We start from the raw sequence: 25,565 nt of genomic DNA, 5'->3' as shown, positions 1-25,565 counted from the left end.
GGGATATTTCCGCATGACCGACACCTACACCCCGCCCAAGGTCTGGACCTGGGACAAGGAGAACGGTGGCACCTTCGCCTCGACCAACCGGCCCATCGCCGGGCCCACCCATGACAAGGAACTGCCGGTCGGAAAGCACCCGATCCAGCTGTATTCGATGGGAACGCCGAACGGTGTGAAGGTCACCGTGATGCTCGAAGAGCTGCTGGCCGCGGGCTACAAGGGCGCCGAATACGACGCGTGGCTGATCCGGATCGGCGACGGCGACCAATTCGGGTCGGGCTTCGTCGACGTGAACCCGAACTCGAAAATCCCGGCGCTGGTCGACACCTCGGAAGATCCGATCGTGAAGGTGTTCGAAAGCGGGTCGATCCTTGTCTACCTTGCCGAGAAGTTCGACGCTTTCCTGCCGAAGGACATCCACAAACGCACCGAAACGATGAACTGGCTGTTCTGGCAGATGGGCAGCGCGCCTTATCTTGGCGGCGGCTTCGGCCATTTCTACGCCTACGCGCCCGAGAAATGGCAGTACCCGATCGACCGTTTCTCGATGGAGGTGAAGCGCCAGCTTGACGTGCTGGACCGCCACCTTGCCGACCGCGAGTGGATGGCTGCGAACGAATACACCATCGCCGACATGGCGATCTGGCCTTGGTACGGCGGGCTGGTGATGGGCTGGCAATACAACGCGGCAGAGTTCCTTGACGTGAAAAGCTACACCAACGTGGTGCGCTGGGCCGAGAAGATCTACGACCGCCCGACCGCCAAGCGGGGCCGCATGGTCAACCGCACGGCAGGCGACCCGTCGACCCAGCTGCCCGAGCGGCACGACGCCTCGGACTTCGAGACGAAGACGGCCGACAAGCTCGGCAAGGCCTGAGAATACCCCCGGTCCGGCGGTTCGCCGCCGGTCCGGCCCCCGGTTTGCGCTGGGGCAGCATTCCGGGTTTGACGGAATCACGCGCCGGGCGCAGCCTGTGCCCATGACCTATAAACCCGAAGGCTACACCGACCTTGCCGCCTATCTGATGGTGCCCGACCCAGAGGCCGTGCTCGCCTTTTGCGAAGCGTGCTTCGGCGCGGAACGTCTGCGCGTCATCCCCGACGGCGACCGCATCATGCACGCCGAATGCCGGATCGGCGACACCGTCCTGATGATGGGCGGGGCAGAGGGCCCCCCGGCGATGGTTCATATCTATGTCGCCGATCCCGACGCGGTGCAGGCGAAGGCGCTGGAGCTGGGCGCGGAAGAGCTGCAGCCGGTGATGGAAAAGGGCGACGGCGACCGGCGCGGCGGCTTCCGCACGCCCTGCGGCACAAGCTGGTACGTCGCGCGGCAGGTCTGATCCGGAACATCCGCAGGAACCGGATTGACCGTGACCGCCCCGGTGCGGATGGATGACGGCATGAAAACCGTTCAACAGCGCGCAGGACTTGCGACCCCGGTCGGCCCCGTCTGGGTCGAGGCCGTGGACGGCGCCATCACCTGCGCGGGCTGGGGAACGGATCGGGACAGCTTGGACGGCCCCGACGCGCCGCTGCTGGCCCAGACCATCGCCGAACTGCGCGCCTATTTCGACGGCCGCCTGACCCGCTTCACCGTACCGTTGAATCCCGGCGTAACCGGCCTGTCGGCCCGCGTGCTGGACGCGATGCTGGCGATCCCGCTTGGCGAGACGCGCACCTACGGCGACCTTGCCCGCGACCTGAACGCCCCGGCGCAGGCGATCGGGCAGGCCTGTGGCGGGAACCCGATCCCGATCCTGATCCCGTGTCACCGCATCCTGTCCTCGACCGGGCTGGGCGGCTATTCCGGCGCGGGCGGGGTCGAGACCAAGGTCGCGCTGCTGAAACTGGAAGGCGCGGCCTCGCTGCTGATCTGAACCCGGCCCGCGCGGATTGACAGGCGGGGTCCGCCCCGCCACCGTGGCTTGGGGTGAAATGGAAAGGCAGGTTCGGCAATGCCGGTGTCCTTCGACTTCCTCGATCTTGCGGCCAGTGCGGTCACCTACTCGGGCTCTGGCGCGCCAAGGGCCGACAATGTCGCCGATGGCGTCACCTTTACCGTCACCGGGTCCATCGCGGGCGGCAGCCAGCTTGTCCGCTTCGGCAACGGTGACTTCCCAGACGCGCCGCTTCTGGTCAGCGACGGCGGCGACGACAACGACGGTTTCGGCCTGTTCTTCGCCCCGACGGCCAGCCCCAGCTTCCACGCAATGACCGGCACAGCCGGCGCGCCGGTGGTCTTCAGCTGGGGCGACGTGACGGGCACATGGGTGGTTCGGATGACCGACACCTTCGGCAGCTTCCTGACCACGACCACGATCACCGCGCTGGACGCCAACGGCGCGCTTAGCTGGAACGACCCGTCACGCCCGGTCGATTATGTCAGCTTCCGCAGCACGGGGCCGGGGCCGGACACCATCGTCTTCAACGGTCTCAGCGGCAACGGCCTGATCTTCGTCTTGTGCTTTTGCGAAGGCACCCGGATCGACACGCCCACCGGCCCCGTCGCCGTCGAGGCGCTGCGCCCCGGCGACCGTGTGCTGACCGCCGACGGTGCGGAAACGCGCGTCCGCTGGCTGGGCCGCCGCAGGGTGGCCCCCCGGACACAGCCCGGCACCGCGCCCGTTCGCATCCGCGCCGGTGCGCTGGGCGGCGGTCTGCCACGGCGCGACCTGCGCCTGTCTCAGGATCACGCGCTGGCGCTGGACGGCTGCCTTGTCACCGCCGGGGCGCTGATCGACGGGTATGGCGTCGTGCGCGAACCGGCGGGTGATGCGTTCACCTACTACCATGTCGAAACGGACCGCCACGAACTGATCCTCGCCGAAGGCGCCGCCGCCGAAACCTATCTTGACCAGCGCGCGGCGGACGGGTTCGACAACGCCGCCGAACGTAAGCCGCGCGTCGTGGCCGAGATGGATCTGCCGCGCGTCAGCGCACCGCGACTTGCCGCAACGGTGCGCCGCGTCGCTTGATTGTGGTTAACGGTCGCCCGGACGGGGCAGGGTGCCTAGCGGCGGGCGGGGACGATCTGCTGCACGATCCCGGCGAACACGAGGTACAGCGAGGTCACGATCAGCCCCCAGTGCGCCCAGCTTTGCGGGTCGAAATTGACCCACGCCGCCCAGCCCGCGAAGAAGGTCCACGCCAAGGCCATCGGCAGCGACACGGACCGCCAGCGGTCGGTCCGGACCGGGTGGATGAATTTCAGCGGCAGGAACATCGCGATCGTCAGCACCACCACGATGAACAGGATCGCCCATTCGCTGGGGTGCAGGCCGAACAGAACGACCACCACCATGTTCCAGCAGCCGGGGAAGCCCGAGAAGGAATTGTCCTTCGTTTTCATGCGGGTATCGGCGAAGTAGACAACACTGGCAAAGGTGATCAGGATGATCGCCAGCCAGCCGGTCCAGCCCGGCAAAAGGTGCGACTTGAACAGCGCATAGGCAGGAATGAACACGTAGGTCAGATAGTCGATGATCAGGTCCATCAGGACACCGTCATAGATCGGCGCGTTCTTCTTCACGTCATAGCGCCGCGCTAGCGGCCCGTCGATCCCGTCGACGGCGAAGGCCACGACCAGCCACAGGTACATCAGGCCCCACTGCTCGTCGACAGCGGCAAGCATCGCCAGCATGGCAAAGACCGCGCCGGTGGCGGTCAGCATATGTACCAGAATGGCCTTGATCCGTAGCGTCATCAGCCCCTCATGTCGTATCGCGCGAGCCAGCGCAAACAGTTATGGCGCGGCGGCGCCGGACGGCGGTTCCGGCCGGTCCCGCCACAGCGTTACCGCCGGTGCGCCGTCGAAGTCGATCTCGCGCGGGTCGGCGAAGCCCAGCTTGCCCGCCACCCGCATCGACGCGGCATGCGCCGGATCGAACAGGGCGAAGGTCCGGGGAAACCGCTTGTCGATCCAGCTTAGCGCGGCGGTCATCGCCTCTACCGCCAGTCCCTGTCCGTGGGCGTGCGAGGCCAGCACCCAGCCCGCCTCGGGGATGCCGGTGACATCCACCGACAGCGCGCGGCGATAGTCGGCGAACCCGACCTCGCCCATGAACCGGCCATCGTCCTTCGCCGCGACCACCCAATAGCCATAGCCCACCATCGCCCAGTGCCCGGCATAGCGCAGGAACCTCTGCCAACTTTGCTCGGCGGTCTGCGGCGTGCCTTGGATGAACCGCACCACCGCCGGGTCGGCCCACATCGCGGCCGACGCGTCGAAATCGTCGGGCCGATGGCCGCGAAGCACAAGGCGAGAGGTTTCAAGAACGGGGATCATCGCGGTGCGGTCTCGGAACGGACAGGCTTAAAACAGGTGGGCTCAGGCCTTGGGATGCGTCTTGTCGTAGACATCCATCAGCCGGGCCTGATCGACGGCGGTATAGGCCTGCGTCGTGGACAGCGAGGCATGCCCCAAAAGCTCTTGGATCGCGCGCAGGTCGCCGCCCGCGGACAACAGGTGCGTGGCAAAGCTGTGTCGCAGCGCGTGGGGCGTGACGGACGCGGGCAGGCCAAGCTGCATCCGCGCCTGCTGCATCGCCTTGCGGATCAGCCGCGCGTTCACCGGCCCGCCCCGCGCGCCCCGGAACAGCGGCGCGTCGGGCTCGACCGGGAAGGGGCAGGCCCGAAGATAGGCATCGACGGCCCGGCGCGCGGCGGGGATCACCGGCACCAGCCGCTCCTTGCCGCCCTTGCCGCGGATGCGCAGCACCTCGGGCAGCGGCGCCTCGGCCCCGGTCAGGCCCAACCCTTCCGAAATCCGCAGGCCGCAGCCGTACAGCAGCGTCACGATCGCAACGTCGCGGGCGGCGACCCAGTCCTTCTGCGCCTGCAATTCGACGGTGTCGATCATATCGCGCGCGGCGTCCGGGGTCAGAGGCCGCGGCAGCCTGCGCTGATACTTCGGCGTGCGCGCCGACAGGATCGCCGTGGCGTCGAAGCCCTCGCGCTCTGCCGCCCAAGCGGTAAAGGTCTTCACCGCCGACAGCGCCCGCGCCAGCGACCGCGCGGCCAGCCCGTCCGCCCGTTCGCGCGCCATCCACGCCCGCATGTCGGACACGGTGACCTCGGCCAGCGCGCCGGTCCCCATCGCGCCGCCGCGATGGTGGGCAAGAAACGCAAGGAACCCGCGCACGTCACGTGCGTAGGCGGTGATCGTGTTGTCCGAGGCGCCGTCCAGCGCCTTCAGCTGCTCCAGCCACCGGGCCAGCGCCTCGCGCAGGGCCGGTGACAGGGCAAGGGTGTCTTCGGTCGCGGTGCCGGTCACGCCAGCCAGCGGCGCATGGCGCGCTCGAACACGCCCGCGAAGAAGGTCAGCAGGTCGGTGCCCTGCGTCGGCTTGAACTGGTGCGGATCTTCCGCCCCCAGCACCAGCATCCCCGGCAGGCGGCCCTTGCCGAAATCCAGCCGCAGGCAGGCCTCGGACCGGATCCAGTCCGACCGCTCGCCATAGATCGTGTCGCTTTCGGGCTGCACCTGCCGCAGCGTGACCTGCCGCACCGGCACGTTGCGGCCTTGGGTCAGGTAGGCTTCGACAAAGCCCGGATCGACCACCAGCAGCGTGTCGCCAAGCCCCCGCGCGGCGGGATCCTCGTTCGCCACCGGCGATTCCAGCACCAGCCGCAGCGCATCCAGCCGCAGGATGTCGGAAATTTCGGTGGTCAGGTTCTTCAGGAAATCGTCGAACCCGGTCGGGTCCAGCATCTTCAGAACCGCGCGGTGGATCATATTGGTCCCCGCAAGGTTCTCGTACGCCGCCGCGATGACGTGGCGGTGGGTTTCTTCCAGCCGCTCCAGCCGCGACTCGAGCCGCTCCATCGCGATGCCGCGAAGGTCCACGATGTTGCCACCCATGATCTTCTCGTTCGCGGCAATCAGCGCGCGCATCAGATCGCGGTCTTCCAGGATGACTTCGGGCTCGGAAATGATCTTGGTCCGCAGATCCCCGGGGATCGCGGCGTTTTCGCTCGACATGCCTGCCTCGTCTCTGCTCCCGGCGCCTTCGTGGGTGCCGGATGGTTTTTCTGGTAAGGATTTTGCCCCCTCGCGGATGCACCCGTCCAGATATTTCCCCGCCGAACCCGGCTTCCGCCGCCGGGGTGGCCGCCGGGACACAGGCGCAAAAGCCCCCGACAGCATCGGCGAACCTGCTTCTTCTCTTTGAAAATACCTCGGGGGAGCCGCGCAGCGGCGGGGGCAGAGCCCCCTTTGCGCAGCCCCGCCAAGGGCCGCGAAAACGTACGTCAGGCCGCCAGCGCCCGGTTCCGCCCGTCCCACAGCGCCCGCGCCGCCCCGTCCGCCCCGGCCACGCCCAGCGTGTCCAGCGCCAGCGCGGCGGTGCCCACGACGATCGCCTCCGAGAACGGGTCGTCCAGCCGCCCTTCCCACAGCGCGACCAGCCGCGCCGGGTCGGTCTCGCCGTCGTTCAGCCGCCGCGTTTCGTCGATCATCTCGGGCCAGCTTTGCTCCCACGCGGTGCCGCCGCGCAGCCCGTAGCCCGCGACGCCCTTCGCCGGGTTCCGCTCGAATTCGCCGCCGCCGCCCTTGATCACCGTCAGCGCGGGCAGGCCCAGTAGCGCACCGGCATCCTGCTGCAACTCGCGATAGGGTGGGTGGAACACGCCCTGCACCGAGGCCGCCGCGCCGCCGGGGTTCAGCACCCGCAGCACCGTGTTGATGCAGGACCGCAGCCCAAGGTGGTCGCGCAGGCGCAAAAGCTCCAGCATCCGCGGCGAGAACGCCTCTAGCGGCATGTAGCCGATGCCGGTGCCGTCCAGCGCCGACACGACCGTCTCTGCCGTTGGCGCGACGGGGATGCCAAGCAGCGGCAGCGCATCGCGAACCGAGGCATGGTCCGACTGGTGCGAGTTCCACCCGTGCATCAGCACCGGGTAGCCGGCCGAGGCGACAAGCCGCGCCGACAGCAGGAACCACGGCAAGCCGCGTGTCCGTCCGGCGGCATAGCTGGGCCAGTCCAGCGCGGGGACGGGCAGGGACGGCAGCGCCGCGCGGGCCGCGTCCGCGAAGCCCGCGATCTCTTCGGGAACCTCGCCCTTCATCCGCATCAGCATCAGCATCGCGCCGACCGCCTCGGGGGCGGCCTCGCCGGTCAGGACCAGCGACAGCGCCTCGAACGCCTCTTGCCGGGTCAGCGACCGGGACCGGCCGGGACCCCGGCCAAGGATGCGGACGTAGGGGGCGATGCTCATCGGGGCTTCATCGGCGGGATCACTCCGCGGCTTTGGGGGGCAGGGCTGCCTTCCGCAGTAGCGTGGCGATTTCCGGCCGGCAAGAGCCGCAGTTCGTCCCCGCCTGAAGCGCGGCGCCGACGGCTTCGACCGTGCACAGGCCCTGCTGTTCGATCGCGGTCAGGATCGTGTTCACCCCGACGTTGAAGCACGAACACAGCACCGGGCCGGGGTCGGGCCGGTCGGCGGGCGCACGTCCCGAGATCGCCCCGGGCGCATCGGTGCCCGGCAGCCCGGCGACATAGTCGCGCATCAGCCCCACGGGTTCTGGTGCGATGAACAGCGCCGCGACCAGCCGGTCGCCTTCGTGGAAGGCCAGCCGGTGAATGCCCCGGCCTGCGTCGCTGACCGCCTGCACCGTGGCGTCGCTGCCGAACAGCTTGCGGGCCCATGCCTCCCAGTCCGCCGGTGCCTCGCGCCCCGCCAGTTCCGCGCGCCAGCCGTTGCGGGTGCGGGCGCGGGCCCAATAGTCGGCGTCGGGCGCCATGTCGCCTGCGCTGACCGCGAAGCCGTACCATGCGGCCTTGAACTTCTTCATCGCCACGACCGAGGCCTTGCTTTCCGGCTGTCCCGACACCGGGTCGGTGACTGCTGCCACCAGCGCGTCGATCCGGGCCGAGGGCGCGGTCTCGCCGGTCCAGTGCATCGGCGCGAAGACCTCGCCCGGGCGGACCTTGTCGGTGACCACGACCCGAAGGATCGCGCGGCCCTGCGTGCTGGTCAGTTCGACCAGATCGGCAGGCGCCAGCCCCAGGTCGGCGGCGTCGTCCGGGTGGATCTCGCAGAACGGTTCCGGCAGGTGGGCGGACAGGCGCGGCGACTTCGCGGTGCGTGTCATCGTGTGCCACTGGTCCCGCACCCGGCCCGTGTTCAGGCGATAGGGGAAGCGGCGTCCGCGTTTCGATTCCGGCGGGCGGTAGTTCAGCGGCAGCATCCGCGCCTTGCCGTCGGGGGTATAGAACTGCCCGTCCGCGAAGAACCGGCCGCCCTGCCGCGTGGCGGTCAGCGGCCAGCGGAACGGTTCCATCGCGTCATAGTCGATGTCGCGCATCCGGGTCGCGGCCGAGATGTCGAAGTCGCGCCCGAAGATCCCGGCCACCTGGCTGAGCCCGGCGTATTCGCGGAAGATCTCGACCGGCGTCGAATAATCGAAGGCCTGCCGCCAGCCCATGCGGCGCCCGACCTCGGCAAGGATGTCCCAGTCGGGTCGTGCCTGTCCCGGCACCGGCAGGATGGCGCGCTGGCGGCTGATGGTGCGGTCCGAGTTGGTGACGGTGCCATCCTTCTCGCCCCACGCGGCGGCGGGCAGCAGCACATGCGCCAGCCGTGCCGTGTCGTTCTGCGCTGTGATGTCGCTGACCACCACGAAATCGCAGCCCTTGATCGCGTCGCGCACCGCATCGGCGTCCGGCATCGACACGGCGGGGTTGGTGTGGATGATCCACAGCGCCTTGATGCGCCCGTCGCCCACGGCGCGGAACATGTCGACGGCCTTCAGACCCGGCGCGGTCGCGATGGTCGGCGCATTCCAGAAATCGCGCACCGCACGGCGGTGGTCGGCATTCTCGATCTCCAGATGGCAGGCCAGCATGTTGGCCAGCCCGCCGACCTCACGCCCGCCCATCGCGTTGGGCTGGCCGGTGACGCTGAACGGTCCCATGCCGGGCTTGCCGATGCGGCCGGTGGCGAGGTGACAGTTCAGGATCGAGTTCACCTTGTCCGCGCCCGACGACGACTGGTTCACGCCTTGGCTGAAGATGGTCACGACCTTCTCGGTCCCGATCCACATGGAATAGAACCGGTCGATCAGCGCCTGCGGCAGCTTGGTGATCTCTGCCGGTCGCGCGGTCGAGGCGGCGGCAAGCGCGTCGTTGAAGCCCTCGACATGGCGCAAGTACGCTTTGTCCAGCGCGCCCATCTGGTGGATGCGCGACAGAAGGCCGTTGAACAGTTCGACGTCGGTGCCGGACTCGATCTGAAGATGGATGTCGGCGCTGTCGCAGGACGCGGTGCGGCGCGGGTCGACCACGGCGATCTTCATGTGCGGGCGCTGTTTTCGCGCCGCGATCACGCGCTGGTAAAGCACTGGGTGGCACCATGCGAGGTTGGATCCGACCAGCACGATCAGGTCCGCCTCCTCGATGTCGTCATAGGTGCCGGGCACGGTGTCGGTGCCGAAGGCGCGTCGCTGGCCGGCGACGGTCGAGGCCATGCACAGCCGCGAGTTGGTGTCGATGTTGCCCGAGCCGATGAAGCCTTTCATCAGCTTGTTGGCGACGTAGTAGTCTTCCGTCAGCAACTGGCCCGAGACGTAGAAAGCGACGCTGTCGGGGCCGTGTTTCGCGATGGTGTCGCTGAACCGGGTGGCGACAAGGTCCAGCGCGCTGTCCCAGTCGGTGTCGGCGCCGTGGACGCGCGGGGCAAGCAGCCGGTCGTCAAGGCCGACCGTTTCGGCCAGCGCAAGACCCTTGGAACACAGACGGCCCCGGTTCGCGGGGTGGTCCGGATCGCCCTTGACGGTGATGCCGCCCTGTCCGTCCGGGGTCAGCAGCACGCCGCAGCCGACGCCGCAGTAGGCGCAGGTGGAGCGGACGGTGGTTTGGGTCGGCGATAGGACCCCCTCCCCCGACCCCTCCCCCTGAAGAGGGGGAGGGGAGCCATGGTCGCTGTCGTTCGTGCCAAGGGTCGAGGCGGGGGAACTCCCTCCCCCTGCAAGGGGGAGGGTCGGGGAGGGGGTCCCCACCCCAGGCGCACCCAAACTCCCTCCCCCTGACAGGGGGAGGGCCGGGGAGGGGGTCCCCCCCGAGCTCACGCCGCGCTCCGCCGGCTCAGCGTTGCGCCATCGACCAGCACGCGCCCGCCGTCCACCTTCACCGGGTAGGTCTCGATCACGTAGCCATCCGTCCCTTCGCCGGTTTCAAGGTCGAACACCGCGTTGTGCAGCGGGCAGGTGACCTTCTGCCCGTGCACGATCCCCTCGGACAGCGGTCCACCCTTGTGCGGGCAGGCGTTGGTCGCGGCGAACACCCGGTCGTCGCCGGTGCGGAACAGGCCGATGCATCCCAACTGCGTCTTCAATACGCGCGCCCCGCGCACGGGAATGTCGTCGAGAGCGCCGATGTCGATCCAGCTCATGTCACGGGGTCCTTTTGCACGATGTTCACGAACGTCATTCCGCTGCCTCCAGCGTCAGATCCGCCATCGGCGCGTACAGCTTGCGCCGGGTGGCGACGTGGTCGGCCCACGGGTCCTTCTGGTAGACCGACTGCGAGACGTCGAACCGCTCGACCAGCGCCGCGCGCGTGGTGGCGTCCGAGACCTGTTCCTTCACCCAGTCCAGCCCGACCTTTTTCAGCCACTTGTAGGGCCGGTCGAGGTACTTGGCGTTCTCGCGGTAAAGCTGGATGAAGGCCACGGTGTAATCGATCGCCTCTTCCTCGGTCCGCACGTCCACCAGACGCTCGGTCTCCTTCACGTCCATCCCGGCCGCGCCGCCGACGCCGATCTGGTACCCGCTGTCGACGCAGATGATGCCCACGTCCTTGCAGGTGGCCTCGGCGCAGTTGCGCGGACAGCCCGACACGGCCAGCTTGACCTTGTGCGGCGTCCACGAGCCCCAGAGCCTCTTTTCGAGCTTTATCCCGAGACCCGTGGAATCCTGGGTGCCGAACCGGCACCAGTCACTGCCCACACAGGTTTTCACCGTCCGAAGACCCTTTGAATAGGCATGGCCCGACACCATGCCCGCGTCGTTCAGGTCCTCCCAGATCGCCGGAAGGTCCTCTTTCTTCACGCCCAGCAGGTCGATCCGCTGGCCGCCCGTCACCTTGACCGCCGCGCCGTACTTGTCGGCGGCGTCGGCGATGGCGCGCAGCTCGTTCGCGTCGGTCATCCCGCCCCACATCCGTGGCATCACGCTATAGGTGCCGTCCTTCTGGATGTTGGCGTGGTTGCGTTCGTTCACGAAGCGCGACTGCGGGTCGTCCTGATAGTCCAGCGGCCAGTCGGCCAGCAGGTAGAAGTTCACCGCCGGGCGGCAGACGTGGCAGCCGTTGACGGTCTTCCACCCCAGTTCCTGCCAGACGGCAGGCTGGGATTTCAGTTCCTTCGACTTGATCAGCCGCCGCACGTCTTCATGGGTCAGATCGCAGCACGAACAGATCGGCTGCACCGTCGGGACCACGAAGGCATCGCCTAGCGTGACCGACAGCACCTGTTCCACAAGACCCGTGCAGGTCCCGCAGGACGCGCTGGCCTTGGTCGTGGCCTTGATCGCGCCAAGGTCGGTTGCGCCGCCTTCGATCGCGGCCACGATGTCGCCTTTGCACACGCCGTTGCAGCCGCAGATCTCCGCCTCAGGCGGCAAGGCTGCAACGGCTGAGAGAGGGTCCGCGGTGGCGCCTCCCTGAAAGGACGGCCCGAAGATCAGCGTGTCGCGCATTTCGGACACGTCCTCGGCGTCGCGGATCAGCCCGAAGAACCAGTTGCTGTCGGCGGTGTCGCCGTAGAACACGGCGCCGATCAGCTTGTCGCCTTCCAGCACCAGCCGCTTGTAGACGCCGCGCGCCGGGTCGCGGAACACGATGTCCTCGCGGCCCTCGCCGTCGGCGAAGTCGCCCGCGCTGAACAGGTCGCAGCCGGTGACCTTCAGCTTGGTCGACAGCTGCTTGACGCGGAAGGTGTCTTCTTCGTCCAGCAGCGTCTTCGCCAGCACCTTCGCCTGATCGTATAGGGGGGCGACAAGGCCGAACAGGTTGCCCTCGAACTCGACGCATTCACCGACGGCGAAGACCGACGGATCGCTGGTGCGCATCTGCGCGTCCACCTTGATCGCGCGGCCCATGTCCAGCCCGCTGTCCTTCGCAAGCTGGACCTGCGGGCGGATACCCACGGCCATCACCACGATGTCGGCCGGAAGGACGGTGCCGTCTTCCAGGAGCACGCGTTCGACCTTGCCGTCGCCTTGGATCTCTTTGGTGGACGCTTTGGTCAGCACGGTGATGCCGCGCTTTTCCAGATCCTTTTGCAACAGATAGCCCGCCGCCTCGTCCAGTTGCCGTTCCATCAGGTGGCCGGACAGGTGCAGCACCGTCACGTCCATGCCGCGCATCCGCAGGGCAGCGGCGGCTTCCAGTCCCAGAAGGCCGCCGCCGATCACCACCGCGCGGCCACCGGGGGTGCCGGAGGCCTCGGTCATCGCGGTGGTGTCCTCGAGATCGCGGAACGCCACCACACCGGGCAGGTCGTGGCCGGGGCAGGGGATGATGAAGGCCGAGGACCCGGTGCCGAAGACCAGCTTGTCGTAGGGCACCTCGCCCTTCTCGCCGACGACGACCTTGCGGTCGCGGTCAACCGAGACGACGCGCTCGCCGAAGCGGCAGGTCACCTTGTTGCCCGCGTACCAATCGTCGTCATGGGTGACGATCTCGGCATAGCTTTTCTCGCCCGACAGCACGGGCGACAGCATGATGCGGTTGTAGTTGCCGCGCGGTTCCGCGTTGAACAGCGTGACCTCGTAGGCGCCGGGGTCCGCTTCGAACAGCTGCTCCAGCAGACGGCCCGAGGCCATGCCGGCGCCGATGACGACCAGTTTCTGCATGTTCCGCACCTCTCTACAGATACCAAGCCACGACGTGGCTCAGTTCGCCGTCCAGATGGATCGGCAGCGCGACCATCGAGTCGTATCCGTTCGCCAGACCGGGCTTGCCGCCCTCGACCAGCGGAACCCCGGTCCCCAGCACGCGGCCGATGGCGCCTTGCCACGCCTTCACGACGCGTTCGTTGCCGGCATTGTCCGGGTCCCACAGCGCGCCTTCGCGGGCGCAGATGCCGTCGATCAGGCGCGCCTCGTTGACCGACCCGTTGCGGGCGGCGCGGGCGTCCCAGATCTCGAACCGGCGGGCGATCGGCGTGCCCTTTGCGGACAGCAGCGTCAGCACGAAGGTCGTCCCGCCCGGCACCGGGATCGGCAGGCCAAGGCCGGTGGTCAGCCCCGCCCTCGCGGCGCTGTCGGCGCGGATAAAGCGGTAGCCCGACCCAAGGTCGCGCATCAGGATCGGCGTTTCCGACGACCAGACGGCGCCGGGAAGACCCTGCCCCCGCGGGAAGTGGGTGTGCTGCGATACCCATTCGAAATGCTTCGCGGCCCCATAGTACCCGTCGTCCAGCATCAGCAGGCCGTCCTGCTCGTGCCAGACCTCGATGGCGCCGGTGCGTTCGTCGTCGTCGCCGCACAGCACCACAAGAACCGCCTTCAGGTCGGCACCGGCGAACACCGGCACGGCGACCGCGCTGGTCAGACCGGCCTCTTTGGCGGCCTCGGTGCGCTTGAAATACGATCCGTCGAAGCCCTTCAGCACGACGGGGCGTTCCTCGGCCCATGCCTTGCCCGGCAGGCCCTCGCCCTTGGCGAAGCTCTCGCGGCGCGAGGCGGCGGCGAACTCTTCCAGCCCGCCATAGTTGCCCTCGGCCAGCTTCAGGCGGTCCCCGTCGGGAACCCAGACCTCGGTGACCTCGATGAAGGTCTTTGCAGAGGTGTCCAGAGCGGTGTCCATCACGCGGCTTCCTTCTTGCTGGTCGTGGCTTCGGTCTTGGCGGTCTCGGTCTTGCCGTGCTTGCCGTGCTCGTATTCCTCGAGGAAGTTCAGCACCTGCTCGCGATAGAGGTAGTAATCGGGGTGCTCGAGCAGCGCCTTGCGGGTGCGCGGGCGGGGCAGGTCGACGTTAACGATCTTGCCGATGGTGGCTTGCGGGCCGTTGGTCATCATCACGACGCGGTCGGCCAGCAGGATCGCCTCGTCCACGTCGTGGGTGACGCAGATCGCGGTGACCTTGGTGCGGGACCAGACTTCCATCAGGACTTCCTGAAGTTCCCAGCGGGTCAGGCTGTCCAGCATCCCGAAGGGTTCGTCCAGCAGCAGCAGCTTCGGCGACAGGGCGAAGGCGCGGGCGATGCCCACACGCTGTTTCATGCCGTTCGAGAGTTCGGCCGCGGGTTTATCCATACTGTCAGCGAGACCGACCCGTTCAAGGTAATACTCAACGACGTCCTGACGTTCGGACTGGGAGGCGCGGGGATAGACACGGTCGACACCGACACTGACGTTCTCCTTCGCGGTAAGCCACGGGAACAGGGACGGCGATTGGAACACCACCGCACGTTCGGGGTCGGCCCCCTCGACGTGGCGCCCGTCCAGACGGATGCCGCCCTTCGAGATCGAGTTCAGGCCGGCGGCCATCGTCAGAACGGTCGACTTGCCGCAGCCGGAATGGCCGATCAGCGAGATGAACTCGCCCTTGTTCATTTTCAGGTTGAAGTCCTCGACCACGGTCAGCGGGCCCTTGGGGGTCGGGTAGACCTTGTGCAACTGGCTGAAGTCGAGGAACCGGTCCTCGACCATGCCTTCCGTGGCCTTCACGACGGCGCTGGGCAGGCCGTGGATCGGGGTCACGCTGGGCAGTTGCCGCGCGCCCTCGACACGGGCCTGAATGCCGACGTCCATCAGATAGGTCGTGATGTCGGCGCGCAGGGTCTTGAAGCCCTCGTGGTGGTTCATCTCGCCCCGGTCGCGCGGACGCGGAATGTCGACCGTGAACTGCTCGCCCAGCGTCCCGTCGGGGTTCAGCGCGATGATCCGGTCGGCCAGCACGATGGCCTCGTCCACGTCGTTGGTGATCAGGACGCAGGTCTTCTTGTCCTGCTCCCAGATGTGCTCGATCTCGTCGGCCAGATTGGCGCGGGTCAGCGCGTCCAGCGCCGACAGCGGCTCGTCCAGCAGCAGCACCTCGGGCGACATCGCCAAGGCGCGGGCCACGTTCACGCGCTGCCGCATCCCGCCCGAAAGCTCGGCGGGACGGCGGGCGGTCGCGTGGGACAGGCCGACCATCTTCACGTAATGGGCGACCTTTTCTTCCTTCTCGGCGTTCGAAAGCTTGGGGAACACGGTGTCCACCGCCAGCCGCACGTTGCCGGCGACGGTCAGCCACGGCATCAGCGAGTAGTTCTGGAAGATCACGCCGCGCTCGCGGCCCGGCCCGTCGATCGGCTTGCCCTTAAAGGTGACGCTGCCGGAGGTGGGCTTTTCCAGCCCGGCCATCAGGTTGACCAGCGTCGTCTTGCCGGTGCCCGAGAAGCCGAGAAGAACAAGGAACTCGCCCTCCCGGACCTCTAGGTCGATGTTGTTCAGCACGGTCGTCTTGTGGACGCCTTCGCCGAAGCTTTTGGTCACGTTGTCGAACTTGAGGATGCTCATGGCCGTTCCTTTCAGACCGCTCAGCGGTTGTTCGAGAAGGTGAAGAGGGACTGCAGCGCGTACATCACGCGATCCAGCAGGAAGCCGATGATGCCGATGGTGAAGACGGCGACCATGATCTTGGCGAGCGAGCTGGAGCTGCCGTTCTGGAACTCGTCCCAGACGAACTTGCCCAGTCCCGGGTTCTGCGCCAGCATCTCGGCCGCGATCAGGACCATCCAGCCAACGCCCAGCGACAGGCGCAGGCCGGTGAAGATCAGGGGCAGCGCCGAGGGCAGAACCAGCTTGGTGATCTTGGTCCAGGTGCCCATCTTCAGGACCTTCGACACGTTGATCAGGTCCTTGTCGATCGACGCCACGCCCAGCGAGGTGTTGATCAGCGTCGGCCACAGCGAACACAGGGTCACGGTGATGGCGGACACAAGGAACGACTTGGCGAACCAGCCGTCGTCGGTGGTGTACAGCGCCGAGACGACCATCGTCACGATCGGCAGCCATGCCAGCGGCGAGACGGGCTTGAAGATCTGGATCAGCGGGTTCAGCGCCGAGTTCGCGGTGACCGACAGGCCCGCCGCGATGCCCAGCGGCACGGCGATGGCGGTGGCGATCAGGAAGCCGAAGAACACGGTCTTGATCGAGGTCCAGATCTGTTCGTAGTAGCTGGGGGCGCCGGTGTAGGCGACGGTCTTGACCTCGTCCGCGCGGCCGGCCTCGATCAGGCGTTCGTTGCGCTGGGCGACCATGTCCTCGAACTTGGCCTTCTTCTCGGCCTTGGCTTGCGCGTCCTCGTGCAGGTTCACTGCCTCGGCCCAGACCTGCGACGGTCCCGGAACGGCGCCAAGCGAGGTCTGCACCTTCGGCGCCAGCGTGCCCCACAGCACAAGGAAACAGGCGATGGCCAGAAGCGGCACGCCCAGCAGGCGCCAGATGTCCTTGGCCTGTGCCCGCGGGTTGTCGCCGGCGGCGGCCTTCAGGATCGGGGTAAGCCACGCCAGGCCCAGGACCTGGAACCATTTGTCGGCTTTGTTGATGCGGGTGAAAAGCCGGGCCTTGCGCGTTTCGCGATCTGCGGCCCCGGCAAAGTTCGGATCGACGGTGGTCATTTCAGCTGTCCTTGCAACGGGTTGGCGGAGGGAGGCCCCCTCCCTGATCCTCCCCCTTCAGGGGGAGGGAAAGTCGCATGTGGCCGATGTCATAAGAGCCACTGGCGGTCTGTCGCTCCCTCCCCCCACCCGGTGGGAGGGCCGGGGAGGGGGGGAGGGCTCAGGAAGTGGGGGTTAGCCCTGCACCTCGTTGCCGACGATCTTCTCTTCGCCCTTCAGGCCGATCGGCAGGCTGTCGAGATAGGCGTTCGGCGTGCGGCCGTCGTAGGCGATGCCGTCGATGATATCCTCGGCGGGCGTGGCTTCTTTGTAGCCGTCGCTGTCCCAGGGGAAGTCTTCCTCGTTGGCGAGACCTTCGTCGACCAGCAGGCGTGCGGCCTCAAGGTAGATGTCCGGGCGGTAGACCGACTTGGCGACCTCATCGTACCATTCGTCGGACTTGTGCTCGGTGATCTGGCCCCAGCGGCGCATCTGGGTCAGGTACCAGACGGCATCCGAGTAGAACGGGTAGGTCGCGTTGTAGCGGAAGAATACGTTGAAGTCGGGGACTTCACGAACGTCGCCCTTCTCGTACTCGAAGGTGCCGGTCATCGAGTTCGCGATGACTTCGGCGTCGGCGCCCACGTATTCCGGCCGCGACAGCATCTCGACCGCTTCCATGCGGTTGGCGTTGTCGTTCTCGTCCAGCCAGATCGCGGCGCGGATCAGCGCCTTGACGATCGCCTTGGTGGTGTTCGGGTTCTCTTCCGCGAAGTCCGCGTTGATGCCGAAGACCTTCTCGGGGTTATTCTTCCACAGTTCGTAGTCGGTGATGACCGGCACGCCGATGCCTTTGAACACGGCCTGCTGGTTCCACGGCTCGCCCACGCAGTAGCCATAGATGGTGCCGGCCTCGAGGGTCGCGGGCATCTGCGGCGGCGGGGTCACCGACAGCAGGACGTCGGCGTTGATCTGGCCGGTGATGTTCTCTTCCGAGTAGTAGCCGGGGTGCAGACCGCCAGCGGCCAGCCAGTAGCGCAGTTCGTAGTTGTGGGTCGAAACCGGGAACACCATGCCCATGTTGAAGGGCTTGCCTTCGGACTTGTACTTCTCGACGACCGGCGCCAGCGCCTCGGCCGAGATCGGGTGGATCGGCTTGCCGTCGGCATCGGCCGGGATGTTCGGCTTCATCTCTTCCCAGACTTCATTCGACACGGTGATGCCGTTGCCGTTCAGGTCCATCGAGAAGGGGGTGATGATGTGGGCTTCGGTGCCGAAGCCGATGGTCGCGGCCAGCGGCTGACCGGCCAGCATGTGCGCGCCGTCAAGCTGGCCGTCGATGACGCCGTCCAGCAGCACTTTCCAGTTGGCCTGCGCTTCGAGGGTGACGAACAGGCCTTCGTCGAGGAAATAGCCCTGTTCGTAAGCCACGGCGAGCGGGGCCATGTCAGTCAGCTTGATGAAGCCGAAGGTCAGTTCGTCCTTTTCCAGTTCCAGCATCTGCGCGTAGGCGCCGGATGCCAGCACGGTCGAGGCCGCAAGCGAGAGGATCAAAGTCTTCATGTCTGGGTCGTCCCTTGACTGCGCCCGGGACACGTTCAGGGTCCGGGGCAAACGAAAAAAGCCGCACGACATCCCCGCCATTGTGATGGCGAGATATCGAGCGGCTGCGCTCAGATCACCCGGTCATTGGGAGAATTTCGTTGGCTGGCCCCGTTGCCTGCCGACACCGATGTGAATGCGGCGATTCGGCGGCGCAATCAATAACGATGGGTTCGCGTCGGCGGTTTGGATTGTTCCAAAGGCGGGCAGGCCAGGTGGCTGCCCGCTTTTGCGTCACTCGAAACGCTTCGGGTCAAAAATCTGGCGGTCGAAGAACTCGTTTCTAAGCAGATGCAGGCTGCCCCCGTCCGACGCGACGGCGGTCCGGTCGGCCAGCCCGCCCTCGATCTTCGACGAGGCGCCGGGCAGATCCGCCTTCGTGTCCTTCATCGCAGTGCGGTAGATGTCGGACCTGAACGTGGCCCGGCCCAGCCGCGCGGCGGTGGCGCGGTCAAGCCCGGTGCGGGCGGCCATCTGGACCGCGATCCATTCCGCCTGACTGCGCCACGGGAAAGTGGCCGCACCGTCGTGGAACACAAGGAAGTCGGGCACCTCGCGCTGGTCCCCGGCGCCGTTGATCGTCAACCTGCCGGTCAGCCCGCGATCAAGGATCTCGGCGTCAAGGTTCAGATATTCGGGCCGGGCAAGGATCTCTGCCGCCAGTCCACGGCTGTCGGGCTGGTCCAGCCAGCGCCCCGCCCGCCAGACCGCGCGGATCAGACGGGCCAGCAGCGCCTGTTCTTCGTCCGCCCAGTCGTTGCGGACGCACAGGATCTTTTCGGGCGCAAAGCTCCAGATCGCCGAGCCGGCCAGCAGCAGCGCGCCGACGCCGTTCTCGACCGCGATGGACCCCCATGGCGCGCCGACACAGAAGGCGTCGATCTCTCCGGCGGCGATGGCGTCGGCCATCAGCGGCGGCGGGACGGTCTTGATTTCGACCCCTTGGGGCGCTGGAAGGCCCAAGGCGTTCAGCCAGTAATACAGCAGTTCCGCGTGCATCGAGAACGGGAAGGGCACACCGATCCGCAACGGGGTCGGCGCCACGGCGATCAGCGCGCGACCGGCCGAGTCGGCGTCCGTCAGGTCAAAACCGTGCCCCGCGTCGCGCAGTCGCTCGGCCAGCGCATTGCTGACGCCAAGGATATTGCCGTTGACGGACGTCACGGACGCCGCCGACAGCGCGGCACCGGCGCCGCCCAGTCCAAGCGCGGTTGCGACGGGGACGGGGGCCAGCATATGCGCCGCCTGCACCCGACCGAACACCAGCATGTCGCGGATCGACGACCACGAGGGCGCCGAGACAAGGTCAAGGTCCAGCCCTTCCTGCGCGGCAAAGCCCATCTCTTGCGCGACGAGCATCGGCGCAGCGTCGAGAAGCGGCATGAAGGCCAGCGACAGCCGCGTTGTCATGACAGAAGGCCCGCCGCGGTCACCAGCGCCTGCGCGACGTCCGCAACCTTGCGGCCCTGATCCATCGCGGTCTTGCGCAGAAGGGCATAGGCCTCTTCCTCGGTCAGGCCCTTGGCCTTCATCAGCATGCCCTTGGCGCGGTCGATCACCTTGCGCTCTTCCAGCGCCCGCTTGGTTTCGGCCAGTTCCATGCGGATGCGCTGGAACATGCGGAACCGGGCGACGGCGGCGTCGAGGATCGGTTTCAGGCGGTCGGGTTTCATCCCGTCCACGACATAGGCGGACACGCCCGCCTCGATCGCGGCGTCGGTCAGCCCCTCGGCGGACTTGTCCACGAACATGGCAACGGGCCGGTCCAGCGGACCAGAGGCCAGCGCCAGTTCTTCCAGCATATCGCGCGAGGGATTCTCGATGTCGATCAGCACGACATCGGGATTGTGCTGCTTGATGTGCCGCGCCAGCCCGGTGACCTCGGCGATGACGTGGATCTCGAAGTCGCCAGCGTCCCGAAGCGAGTCGACGATCAGCATCGCCCGGTCCCGGTCGGTCTCTACAATGACGATGGACAGGCCGCGATCCGCGGCCTTTGGTACGCTACTCATGCGAGTGGATGTAGATCGCGCAGGGCCGCGCCGCAACGCAGCACAGCGTCCGAAGGCCCCGAAAACGCATTCCTGACGGAAAGTGCCTAAGAAATAGCGCCTTCCGCACTGATGATCCGTTCGGCCTTGGGCAGTAAGGGCTCGATGAACTCCAGCACCTCGGCCAGTACGGCGGGATCGGGCGCTTCAAGGTCGATCTCGTTCGACACCGGGGTGATCGAGTCGTGCATCTCTGCCCACGTCATGCCCCAATAGCGCAACGCGACCTCGTCGTTGCCTGCGGCGAAGCGCAGGCGCGCGGCCTCGGCGGTTTCGGGGGTGAAGCCCATGAACTTGTCGGAGTTCCAGCCAAGCTCGAAGTTGGATTTGCGCATCGGTGCCGTCAGGCGGCGCAGCTCGTCCAGGCGCCGTTGCCGTTCACCGGGCCCGCGTTTCTTCAGGCGGCGGTTCAGGCGGGTTCGGTTCGCGAACAGGCGTGCCGCGAAGATGGTCTTCGGTCCCATGCTTTCGTTCGCGCGGGCCACGGGCTGTTCCGCGAAGGGGGTGATGCCCAGCGTCTCGACCAGAACGGACTGGATCGTCTGGTCGCGAGGCGGGAAGGGGAACACGCGCAGTTCGGCGTTCAGCCTTTCAAGCCGGGCGGTCATCCGGTCGTAGTTGAAGATGACGTTGTTCTGCCAGCGGTTCAGATAAGCCTCGAACGGGCCGACGGTGATGAACCGCTTGGCTTCCTGGCAGTAGCGGCTGTTCATGTAGCTGACCTGATCGCGCAGGAACAGGATCAGAACGACGCGGTAGCCAAGGCTTTCAAGGTACGCCATCAGCCGGTTGGCGCGGTTCGTCGCCAGCATCGACCGGGTGAAGTGTTCGGCGCTCAGAAGGACATCCTCGGGGCGGTCGCGGATCTCTGCGCCCAGCCTTTGCCAGATGTCCGGCACGTCCGATTCTGGCAGCCATTCGCGGATCGGGGCGGACAGGTGCTTGTGCTGCGCTTCTTTCCGCATCCGGCCGGTTTCGGGCACGTAGATGCCCGCGTCCTGCATCTGTTTCAGATGCCGGTGCAGCCACTGCTGAAGAAACGTGGTGCCGGTCTTGTGGGTGCCGATATGGATGAACGCCGTTTTCATGCGCGGCACTCAGACCTTGAAAGAGAAGCGACGTCAATAGCGGCCGACAGCAGACTGCCGGCCGCGGCTGGGTTCAGCCCTGACCCGAGAAGATGACGTGGTCGTCGTCGGTGTAGAGGGTCATCGCGAACTCGGCGTGATTGCGCAGAACGGCGCGCTGGTTGACCGAGCCCTTGTCGGTGACTTCGCCCCGGTCAAGGTTCAGCGGATCGGTCATCACGATGACCTGCGGAATCCGCATCGACGATCCGGTCGCCGTCTTGTTGTAGGCGGCCAGCCGCGTCGCGATCTCGCTGCGCAGGGTGGGGTGGTTGAACAGGGTTTCGTCGTCCATCGACGCCCCGCCGTCGACGATCTTCTCGATGGCCGGGCGGAACGGCACCAGCATCGCGCCAAGGCTTTCATGCCCCTCGCCAACGATCACCACGTCGCGCGCCAGCCCGCCAAGCGCGTCCGTCAGCTTGGCGCGCAGGGTGCCGACGGAAACCCAGGTGCCGGTCGCCAGCTTGAAGTTCTCGGCCACACGCCCGTCGAAGAAAAAGCCCTTGGACGGATCGTCCGGGTCGGCGAAACGCAGCGCGTCGCCCATCAGATAGAAGCCTTCCTCGTCGAAATGCTCGGCCGAGGTCTTCGGGTCGCGCCAGTAGCCCGGCGTGATCGACGGGCTTTTGACCCGCGCTTCCCACTTGCCCTCGTTCGGGACCAGCTTCAGCACGACCTCGCGCGAGGGGATGCCGATGTTGCCGGGTTTGTCCTGCGGCTCGGTGCAGAAGAAGGCGAAGGGCGCCGTCTCGGTCGAGCCCAGCCCGGTCGCCAGCAGAACACGCTCGCCCGTGGTTTCGATCGCCAGGCGGTCAAGGTCGGCCCATGTGTGTTCGGCCATCGCCGCGCCGGCGTACATCATCAGCTTGAGGTTCTTGAAGAAGGATTTCCGAAGCTCTTCGTTCTCCTTCATCGCGTGGACCAGCATTTCATAGCCGACGGGGACGTTGAAGTACCAGTTGGGCGAGACGTCCAGAAGGTTGCGGATCGTCAGGTCGATGGCGCCCGGCGCGGGCTTGCCGCCGTCAAGATAGTAGGTGCCGCCGTGGTAGATGCACATGTTGAACACCTTGTTGCCGGCGGCGACGTGGTTCCACGGCGCCCAGTCCAGCAGCACCGGCGGTTCGGAGCGGAAATAGCGGAAGCAGTCGGCCACGATCTCTTGGTTGGAACACAGCATCCGCTGGGTTGTGGTCACAGCCTTCGGATTGCCCGTGGTCCCCGAGGTGAAGACGAACTTTGCCACGGTGTCAGGGCCGGTGGCGGCATTCGCGGCCTCGACGGCGTCCGTGGGCGTGGTGTCCAGCACGTCTTCCCACGACATCGCAAGACCGTCGCCCTCGACCCCAAGGCGGGGAAGGTCCGGCATCACGGCGTCGACGGCGGGGGCGAAGCGTTCCATGTTTTCGGCAAAGACCGCACCGGGTGTGATCTGGTCGCGGACCGACTTCAGTTTTTCATAGCCGTCCGACACCAGCGCATAAGCGGGCGCAATCGCCGCCGACGGGACACCGACATACTGCGCGCCAAGCGCCATCACGGCGTGGGCGATGGAATTGCCAGACAGGATCAGCAGCGGGCGCTCTTCCGACAGGCCGAGGTCCAGCAACACCTGTCCGATGGCGCGGATGTCGGCAAGAAGCTGGGCATAGCTGACGCGGTACCACTGTGTGTCGGGGCCACGCTCGGCCATCCAGATCCGGTCCGGGGCGGTTTCCGCCCAATGCTTGATCCGGTCCGACATGCGGTCAGGGTAGGGGTTCAGTTCCCCTTTCTGCCACACGAGGATGCTGCCATCGTCGCGCTTCTCCCATTCGACTTCGGCGTCCCACAGTTCGACACTGCGCAGGCTTGATTCGGTCATGCGCTCCTCCCTCTTCAGAAATTAGTTTACAGAAAAACATTTTCCACGGATAGTGAAATTGCGGCGACTCGCGTAAAATGTGCCGACGAGTTTCAGTGGTCGGACTGTTGCCGAACTGGGGAGGACGAAGGATCGCATGAAGTACCTGGACTATGAACTGCGCGGCGATGTCGCGCTGATCGGGCTGAATCGCCCCGACAAGCGCAACGCCATCTCGGACGCGTTCATCGAGGAACTCGATACCGTCATCACCCGCGCCAACGGCGAGGCGAAAGCTGGCGTGATCTACGGCCACGGCCCGCATTTCTGCGCCGGTCTCGACCTTGCAGAGCACGTCCAGAAGACCGCGTTCGAGGGTGTCCACGGGTCGCGCCGCTGGCACGAAGTCTTCGGGCGGATCGAACGTGGCAAGCTGCCGTGGTTCTCGGCGCTGCACGGCGCCGTCGTCGGTGGCGGGCTGGAACTTGCGTCGTCCACCCACGTCCGGGTTGCGGACGCCACCGCGTTTTTCGCGCTGCCGGAAGGCCAGCGCGGCATCTATGTCGGCGGCGGCGCCTCAGTGCGGACCGCGCGGCTGATGGGGCAGGCGCGGATGACCGATCTGATGCTGACCGGCCGGTCCGTCGATGCGGACACCGCCGAACGCTGGAACATCGTCCAGTACGTCGTGCTCGAGGGCGAGGCGCTGGAAAAGGCGGTGGAACTGGCAGGCCGTGCCGCGTCGAACGCGGAATTCTCGAACTATGCCATCATCCAGGCACTGCCGCGCATTCAGGACATGTCGGCGGATGACGGGCTGTTCGTGGAAAGCTTCATTGCCTCTTTCGCGGCCACCACGCCCGAGGCCGAAGCACGGCTGCAGGCCTTCCTGCAGAAGAAGGTCGGCAAGGTGGGCCGCCCGGACGAGAAGAAATGAACGTCCAGCCCGTCGGCGCGGTGGACGAGGACACCATCCGCTTCGGCGAGCTTGGCCAGTCGGTCGGCTTCCTGCTGCGCATCGCGCAGCTGCAAAGCTTCGACCTGTTCTTCCAGCGGCTGGCCAGCCAAGGCCTGAAGCCGGGGGAATTCACCGTGCTGTGGGTCGTCGGGCTGAACCCGGGCCTGCGGCAGGGAACGATCGCCGCGCGCCTGCGCATCAAGCCGGCGCACATGACCAAGCTGGTGCACCGCATGGTCGAAGCGGGCTACGTCCAGCGCAACGTGCTTGACCACGACCGGCGCTCGGTGCGCCTGTCGCTGACGGATAAGGGAGAGGCCTTCGTGCAGTCGCACAAACAGGCCTTTCTCGAATTTCATCAGGCGGAACGCCTGAACCTGACGGATGCAGAGTTTGCCACGCTGATGCAGCTTCTGGGCAAACTGACTGGAATTGACGACACCTGACGAAGGTCGGGGAGGAGACAGACAGATGATCAACGCCGATGACCTGATCGCCATCGACATTCACACCCACGCCGAAGAGCCCTGCTGCGGCCATCGCGACGACGGGTACGACGAATTTCAGGCGGGCATGGCGAACTATTTCCGCAACCCCGCCGGCAAGGACGGGATGCTGCCCTCGGTGCAGCAGACGGCGGACTATTTCCGCGAGCGCAAGATCGGCGCGGTGATCTTCCCCGTCGATGCCGAGCGTGAAACCGGGTTTCGCCGCTATTCCAACGAGGACGTCGCCGAGATCTGCGCCGAGAACAGCGACATCCTGATCCCGTTCGCCTCGGTCGATCCGTGGAAGGGCAAGGCCGGCATCCGCGAGATCCGCCGCCTGTGCCGCGACTTTGGCGTCTACGGCTTCAAGTTCCACCCGACGATGCAGGGCTTCTGGCCGAACGAGCGCCAGTTCTACCCGATCTACGAAGCGATCCAGGACGAGGGCAAGATCGCCCTGTTCCACACCGGCCAGACCGGCGTTGGATCGGGGATGCCGGGCGGCATGGGGATGCGGCTGAAATATTCCAACCCGATGGCGATTGACGACGTCGCGGCGGACTTCCCGGACCTGAAGATCATCATGGCCCACCCTGCCTTCCCTTGGCAGGAAGAGGCGCTGGCGGTCTGCCAGCACAAGCCCAACGTCTACATCGACCTCAGCGGTTGGTCGCCGAAGTATTTCCCCGAGATTCTGGTGAAATACGCGAACTCGCTGATCAAGAAGAAGGTCCTGTTCGGCTCGGACTGGCCGGCGATCACGCCGGACCGCTGGCTGTCGGATTTCGAGAATGCGCCCTTCAGGGACGAGGTTCGCCCGCTCATTCTGAAGGACAACGCGCGCCGGTTGCTGAACATCTAGGGCATCACCGGCACTGGGTACGGGCGGATCATCAGGGAG

Annotated in this window: 22 protein-coding genes and 1 pseudogene; 7 read left to right on the top strand and 16 right to left on the bottom strand. The window is 66.4% G+C overall.

The window, feature by feature from the left end:
- Window positions 1–13: 13 nt before the first annotated feature.
- The 4 genes from yghU (at window position 14) to P1K30_RS20005 (ending at window position 2,981) form a co-directional block, all read left to right on the top strand.
- A complete protein-coding gene (gene yghU, locus P1K30_RS20020; protein WP_275634555.1) occupies window positions 14–880 on the top strand; it encodes a glutathione-dependent disulfide-bond oxidoreductase in 867 nt (288 codons plus the stop codon).
- A 103-nt stretch (window positions 881–983) separates the two neighbouring features.
- Entirely contained in the window at window positions 984–1,346 is a 363-nt protein-coding gene (locus tag P1K30_RS20015; RefSeq protein ID WP_275634554.1) for a VOC family protein, read from the top strand.
- A 60-nt stretch (window positions 1,347–1,406) separates the two neighbouring features.
- Complete coding sequence (locus P1K30_RS20010) at window positions 1,407–1,883, top strand: methylated-DNA--[protein]-cysteine S-methyltransferase (RefSeq protein ID WP_275634553.1); 477 nt, start codon at window positions 1,407–1,409, stop codon at window positions 1,881–1,883.
- 78 nt (window positions 1,884–1,961) lie between these two features.
- The gene (locus P1K30_RS20005) at window positions 1,962–2,981 is read left to right on the top strand and encodes a Hint domain-containing protein (RefSeq protein WP_275634552.1); all 1,020 of its coding nucleotides are present in this window, start codon (window positions 1,962–1,964) and stop codon (window positions 2,979–2,981) included.
- A 35-nt stretch (window positions 2,982–3,016) separates the two neighbouring features.
- Here the strand turns inward: P1K30_RS20005 and P1K30_RS20000 are convergent, their stop codons facing one another.
- The 16 genes and pseudogenes from P1K30_RS20000 to P1K30_RS19925 form a co-directional block, all read right to left on the bottom strand.
- Window positions 3,017–3,709 carry a CDP-alcohol phosphatidyltransferase family protein gene (locus P1K30_RS20000; protein ID WP_275634551.1) on the bottom strand — a complete coding sequence of 231 codons (693 nt, stop codon included), beginning with the start codon at window positions 3,707–3,709 and terminating at the stop codon, window positions 3,017–3,019.
- Window positions 3,710–3,748: 39 nt separating this feature from the next.
- The gene (locus tag P1K30_RS19995) at window positions 3,749–4,291 is read right to left on the bottom strand and encodes a GNAT family N-acetyltransferase (RefSeq protein WP_275634550.1); all 543 of its coding nucleotides are present in this window, start codon (window positions 4,289–4,291) and stop codon (window positions 3,749–3,751) included.
- 42 nt (window positions 4,292–4,333) lie between these two features.
- A complete protein-coding gene (locus tag P1K30_RS19990) occupies window positions 4,334–5,278 on the bottom strand; it encodes a tyrosine recombinase XerC (RefSeq protein ID WP_275634549.1) in 945 nt (314 codons plus the stop codon).
- Complete coding sequence (locus tag P1K30_RS19985; protein ID WP_275634548.1) at window positions 5,275–5,985, bottom strand: DUF484 family protein; 711 nt, start codon at window positions 5,983–5,985, stop codon at window positions 5,275–5,277. The genes P1K30_RS19990 and P1K30_RS19985 overlap by 4 nt, the downstream gene beginning before the upstream one ends.
- A gap of 269 nt (window positions 5,986–6,254) precedes the next feature.
- Window positions 6,255–7,220, bottom strand: coding sequence for a glycosyl transferase family protein (locus P1K30_RS19980; protein ID WP_275634547.1), 966 nt, complete (start codon window positions 7,218–7,220; stop codon window positions 6,255–6,257).
- Between the two features lie 19 nt (window positions 7,221–7,239).
- A pseudogene (locus P1K30_RS19975) lies at window positions 7,240–9,852 on the bottom strand (molybdopterin-dependent oxidoreductase); the annotation flags it as partial.
- Between the two features lie 215 nt (window positions 9,853–10,067).
- A complete protein-coding gene (gene nirD / locus P1K30_RS19970) occupies window positions 10,068–10,394 on the bottom strand; it encodes a nitrite reductase small subunit NirD (RefSeq protein ID WP_275634546.1) in 327 nt (108 codons plus the stop codon).
- 34 nt (window positions 10,395–10,428) lie between these two features.
- A complete protein-coding gene (gene nirB / locus P1K30_RS19965; protein WP_275634545.1) occupies window positions 10,429–12,858 on the bottom strand; it encodes a nitrite reductase large subunit NirB in 2,430 nt (809 codons plus the stop codon).
- A gap of 13 nt (window positions 12,859–12,871) precedes the next feature.
- Complete coding sequence (locus P1K30_RS19960; protein ID WP_275634544.1) at window positions 12,872–13,813, bottom strand: GAF domain-containing protein; 942 nt, start codon at window positions 13,811–13,813, stop codon at window positions 12,872–12,874.
- Window positions 13,813–15,510, bottom strand: a complete 1,698-nt coding sequence (locus P1K30_RS19955) for an ABC transporter ATP-binding protein (protein ID WP_275634543.1) — start codon at window positions 15,508–15,510, stop codon at window positions 13,813–13,815. The genes P1K30_RS19960 and P1K30_RS19955 overlap by 1 nt, the downstream gene beginning before the upstream one ends.
- A gap of 20 nt (window positions 15,511–15,530) precedes the next feature.
- The gene (locus P1K30_RS19950; RefSeq protein ID WP_275634542.1) at window positions 15,531–16,613 is read right to left on the bottom strand and encodes an ABC transporter permease; all 1,083 of its coding nucleotides are present in this window, start codon (window positions 16,611–16,613) and stop codon (window positions 15,531–15,533) included.
- 174 nt (window positions 16,614–16,787) lie between these two features.
- Complete coding sequence (locus tag P1K30_RS19945; RefSeq protein WP_275634541.1) at window positions 16,788–18,155, bottom strand: CmpA/NrtA family ABC transporter substrate-binding protein; 1,368 nt, start codon at window positions 18,153–18,155, stop codon at window positions 16,788–16,790.
- A 273-nt stretch (window positions 18,156–18,428) separates the two neighbouring features.
- Window positions 18,429–19,604: a CmpA/NrtA family ABC transporter substrate-binding protein gene (locus P1K30_RS19940; RefSeq protein ID WP_275634540.1), complete on the bottom strand. Its 1,176-nt coding sequence runs from the start codon at window positions 19,602–19,604 to the stop codon at window positions 18,429–18,431.
- Complete coding sequence (locus P1K30_RS19935) at window positions 19,601–20,206, bottom strand: ANTAR domain-containing response regulator (RefSeq protein WP_275634539.1); 606 nt, start codon at window positions 20,204–20,206, stop codon at window positions 19,601–19,603. Before P1K30_RS19935 ends, P1K30_RS19940 begins: the two co-directional genes overlap by 4 nt.
- 86 nt (window positions 20,207–20,292) lie before the next feature.
- Entirely contained in the window at window positions 20,293–21,333 is a 1,041-nt protein-coding gene (locus P1K30_RS19930; RefSeq protein WP_275634538.1) for a hypothetical protein, read from the bottom strand.
- A gap of 73 nt (window positions 21,334–21,406) precedes the next feature.
- Window positions 21,407–23,239 carry a feruloyl-CoA synthase gene (locus P1K30_RS19925; RefSeq protein WP_275634537.1) on the bottom strand — a complete coding sequence of 611 codons (1,833 nt, stop codon included), beginning with the start codon at window positions 23,237–23,239 and terminating at the stop codon, window positions 21,407–21,409.
- Between the two features lie 136 nt (window positions 23,240–23,375).
- Between P1K30_RS19925 and P1K30_RS19920 the strand changes: the two genes are divergently transcribed.
- From P1K30_RS19920 to P1K30_RS19910, 3 genes are read left to right on the top strand one after another with little or no spacing between them, the layout of a single operon-like run.
- Complete coding sequence (locus P1K30_RS19920; protein ID WP_275634536.1) at window positions 23,376–24,155, top strand: crotonase/enoyl-CoA hydratase family protein; 780 nt, start codon at window positions 23,376–23,378, stop codon at window positions 24,153–24,155.
- On the top strand, window positions 24,152–24,622 hold the full coding sequence (locus P1K30_RS19915) for a MarR family winged helix-turn-helix transcriptional regulator (protein ID WP_275634535.1): 471 nt from the start codon (window positions 24,152–24,154) through the stop codon (window positions 24,620–24,622). The genes P1K30_RS19920 and P1K30_RS19915 overlap by 4 nt, the downstream gene beginning before the upstream one ends.
- A gap of 25 nt (window positions 24,623–24,647) precedes the next feature.
- Entirely contained in the window at window positions 24,648–25,526 is an 879-nt protein-coding gene (locus tag P1K30_RS19910; RefSeq protein WP_275634534.1) for an amidohydrolase family protein, read from the top strand.
- Window positions 25,527–25,565 lie beyond the last annotated feature (39 nt).

The sequence above is a fragment of the Psychromarinibacter halotolerans genome, assembly GCF_029168315.1.
GTDB classification, from domain to species: domain Bacteria; phylum Pseudomonadota; class Alphaproteobacteria; order Rhodobacterales; family Rhodobacteraceae; genus Psychromarinibacter; species Psychromarinibacter halotolerans.
The sequence above is the reverse complement of the archived record's forward strand: the minus strand, read 5'-3'. Positions and strand labels throughout refer to the sequence as shown.